At 45.6% G+C, this 3,861-nt stretch carries 3 protein-coding genes; all 3 read left to right on the forward strand.

What is annotated here, in order from left to right:
• Positions 1-1,260, forward strand: a 1,260-nt coding sequence (locus tag F6K52_RS33685; RefSeq protein WP_293089122.1) for an ATPase domain-containing protein, incomplete at its 5' end; no start/stop codon positions are given.
• A gap of 67 nt (positions 1,261-1,327) precedes the next feature.
• A complete protein-coding gene (locus F6K52_RS33690) occupies positions 1,328-3,532 on the forward strand; it encodes an ATPase domain-containing protein (protein WP_293089124.1) in 2,205 nt (734 codons plus the stop codon).
• A gap of 95 nt (positions 3,533-3,627) precedes the next feature.
• Positions 3,628-3,861, forward strand: a 234-nt coding sequence (locus F6K52_RS33695; protein ID WP_293089127.1) for a hypothetical protein, incomplete at its 3' end; no start/stop codon positions are given.

Genomic DNA, 3,861 nt, shown 5'->3' on the forward strand with positions numbered 1-3,861 from the left:
TCAACGGATCCCGTAGAAGTACGTAAGTTTGGCTACGACCTCTCAGTGCGTCTGACCACTTGGGGAGTAACAGCTTTTTTAGTAGGGGAATACACTGACGAAGAAATTAAACATCAACCGATCTTTGCCATCGCGGATGGGATTATTCGTCTGCAAAATCAGCCTCTGGGGTTACACTTCCAGCGTTATTTAGATGTGCTCAAACTCAGGGGGGAAAATTATTTTACCGGGTTGCACCCCTTTGAAATCAGTGAGACTGGCATAGAAGTCTATCCCCGGATTAAGATGCTGAAAAACTTATGGATGAAGACCCAGGTCAGCCAAGAAAAACTTTCCACTGGCATCCCAGAACTGGATAGGATGTTAGATGGGGGATTGCAGCATAGCACGGCAACTATGGTTGCTGGAGGCGCAGGCACTGGTAAAACCTTGATGGGACTTCACTTCATTGTGGCTGGAATTCTCAAAGGGGAGCCTGGAGTAATTGTTACCTTTCAAGAAAATCCCCAACAGCTCAAAGCCATTGCCATGTCCTTAGGTTGGGATTTAGAGGCCATGGAAAAGCAGGGAATGCTAGTGCATATGTATGATTCTCCCGTAGAACTACAGCCGGATATCCATGCTGCTAAGGTTAAAGCTGTTGTAGAGAGGGTTAAAGCTCGCCGGATTATGCTTGATTCTCTCAAGGATATTGAGATTGCCACCCCAAATAAGGTTCGCTACAAAGACTATATTTACTCCTTAGTGAACCAGTTGAAACTTCAAGGTGTGACCACCATCGTAACCAACGAAATTGGGGAGCTATTCGGACCGTTTCAGTTGAGTGAGTATGGCGTCTCCTTTGTGGTTGATAATGTTATCCTCTTGCGCTATGTAGAACTATCTGGTCGCATTGGACGAGCCATAAACATTATGAAGGTCAGGGGAGCGCCCCACAGCAAAGAAATCCGGTTTTTTGAAATTACCTCAGATGGAATAAGCATCAACGAGGTGATTGAAGCTCAAACTGGTGTGCTGACTGGAATGCCTGTCTTTAATAATAATTACTTCAATAACAATGGCTTTAAGGAGTTGCTTAACCAGAGTCGTAATATCATGGAAATCTTGCAGGGGGTGGAGGAGATGGACATCAATGAATTAGCAAATCGCACTGGATTCAGCCCTCAAGAGTTGATCCATGAATTAGAGAATCTGAAGCAGCAGGGTATGGTAATTACCTGGGAAAGTCAGAACACAACCTATTACAAATCTACGATTTGATTGATTATTAGTTAACTTACCACTAATGACTAATGACTAATGGCTAATGACTAATGGCTAATGACTAATGCCCAAAATCAAATTAATGCCTACAGGAGTGCCAAATCTGGATGCCGTTTTGGGCGGTGGCTTTCCCATCTACTCGTTGAATATCTTGGCAGGGGCTCCTGGCACTGGCAAAACAATTTTGGTGCAGCAGATTCTGTTTAACACTATCAAGCACCAACCCCATAAGAGAGCTCTTTATCTCAGTACCCTTTCCGAGCCAACCCTTAAGGTGGTGCGTTATATGCAGCACTTCCAATTCTTCGATGCTCAAGTATTTGGTGAGCAGGTGATCTATAGTGATATTGGCTCATTCTTAATTGAACAACCGATGCCTAGGTTGGCGGATCATATAGTGGGTTTGGTCAATCAACATCAAGCAGAAGTTATAGTAATTGACTCTTTTAAGGCCATTGCTGAGCTGACCGAAAAAAGTGGTGACTTCCGCCGTTTTTGCTACGAACTATCGGTTCGCCTCGCCAGTGCTCGTTGCACGACTTTTTTAGTCAATGAATCCGAACGCTCCCAGATTAACCACAGTCCAGAATTTGCTTTGGCTGATGGCATCCTTTACCTTTCGACCCATGAGGAGGCAGGGGAGCAACGCCGTTGGTTACAGGTTCATAAATTACGGGGTCTGGCACCTTATATGGAACCATTTCCCTTTGTGATCACTAATGTGGGGGTGCGGATTCTTAGCCCTACCCTAACCCTCAGGCAAAAGTCGGTGAGTTGGTCAGTTCCAGCAGGGCGTATGGTGATGGGAATTCCGGGTTTGGATCAACTGTTGCGGGGAGGTATCCCCTACGGTCGTTCAATCATCCTCTCGGGAGTTGCTGGCACTGGTAAAACTACCTTTGCCCTACAGTTTCTCATGGCTGGAGTTGACCGAGGGGAAAAAGGCTTGCTCTTTTCTTTTGAGGAAACCCCCTCTCATCTGTCCCAGATGGCAGCCGGTTTTGGTTGGGACTTAGAACGTCTGATTCAACAAGAAATGCTGCGCATTGTCTTTGTTACCCAAACTAATATCCGGGTTGAAGAACACCTAGATCAAATTGCTCAGGAAATCGCCTCCTTCCAGCCTCAACGTTTTGTGGTGGATTCTCTATCAGTCTTGTTCTACAAAGTCAATAACCGAGCCATCCAGCGAGAAAAGACCTTCCAATTAGCAACCCTGATGCAACAAATCGGTGGAGTGGGTATCTTTATCTCAGGTATCCCTGCTCATGAAACTGGACACCTATCCAGCTTTGGTGTGGAAGAAACCATTGTCGATGGCATGATTATGCTATCAAAAGAACTAGTTGGTCGTAGACGCGATCGCTATCTAGAAGTATTTAAAATGCGAGCATCTGACCATGTCTGTGGTTCTAACCGCATGGCAATCACAGAAAACGGTATTGAGATATTGTACAGTGCCAGCCAAATATCTCCCCCCTCAACCACCGAATCATTAAAATTTATTGAGGATGCTCCCTATTTAGTGTTTGGGTCACTCGAAAAATTGCTCCCAGGCAAAATCCCCTATAACACCGCTTGCTTGGTGGAGGGCGCTCCCGGACTGGGTAAGAGTACTCTAGCCTATCAGTTTTTGCTCTGTGGCTTGCATCGCCAAGAATCAGTCCTATATATTAGTGCCGATATTCCTAGGCAGCAAGTTTATCAAACCCTCCCAAGTTGGGGATTGCTCCCTGACCCCTACCTGGAAGCAGGGCAGTTGGTGATCCTCGATACCTTTAGTCCCATGGTAGAGACATTGCCAGCAACCTCTGTACACCTGAATCTGAATGACCCGGAGATGCTTTTGCTCAGGATTGCGCAACAGCTTGAGCAAATGCCTAAACCCTGTCGAGTAATCTTTGACTCCCTCACGCCTCTACTAATCAACTGTACCCCTAGAGAGTTTATTAAGCTGGTCTACCGTAAAAATCGTCAACTCCGTCAGCCTGATGTGGCAGTGTTAGATATTTTTGCTCAGGACGGAATCGAAAAAAGCGATCGCTACAATTTATTGAACCTTTATGATCTCGTAGTAGACCTTTATTCACCTGACTGGGATGAAATGAATCAGGGAGAAGACATTAGCTACAAAAATTGGCTGCGAATTACTAAAATTCGTGGGGCTAAGGCAGATCAGCGTCCCTACCCTTACAGTATATCCCCCACTAAGGGCATTGTGATTGAGAGCACCTCATCTCAATCAAAGATTATTGATCACTTAGCGTGACCGTTCGCGTAGCGTGACCGTTCGCATAGCGTGACCTAAGGTCAAGGTCAAGGTCAAGGCTACATCCCCTTTATACTCCTTTTTGTTCAAAAATTATGACAGGCAAGCAACCGGTGTGGCAAACAACCTTTGACCAAATCAAGGCAACCATTGACCCACCAATTTATGGTATGCTTCTCCTAGAAGAGCAAAAGACTCGGTTGCTGATCGTGCTAGGTAAACAGTCAACTACTACTGCGGCTGAGCAATTGCGAGCTTTGGCACTAATTACCTTGGCTAGCTTAACTGACCTAGACCTCCAACCAGACCAAATTCAGATGGAGTTAGTG

The organism is Moorena sp. SIO3H5 (assembly GCF_010692395.1).
Taxonomy (GTDB): domain Bacteria; phylum Cyanobacteriota; class Cyanobacteriia; order Cyanobacteriales; family Coleofasciculaceae; genus Moorena.

Coding starts and splice junctions, on each gene's coding strand:
- F6K52_RS33690 (WP_293089124.1), top strand. CDS start 1,328: ATGCCCAAAATCAAATTAATGCCTACAGGAGTGCCAAATCTGGATGCC.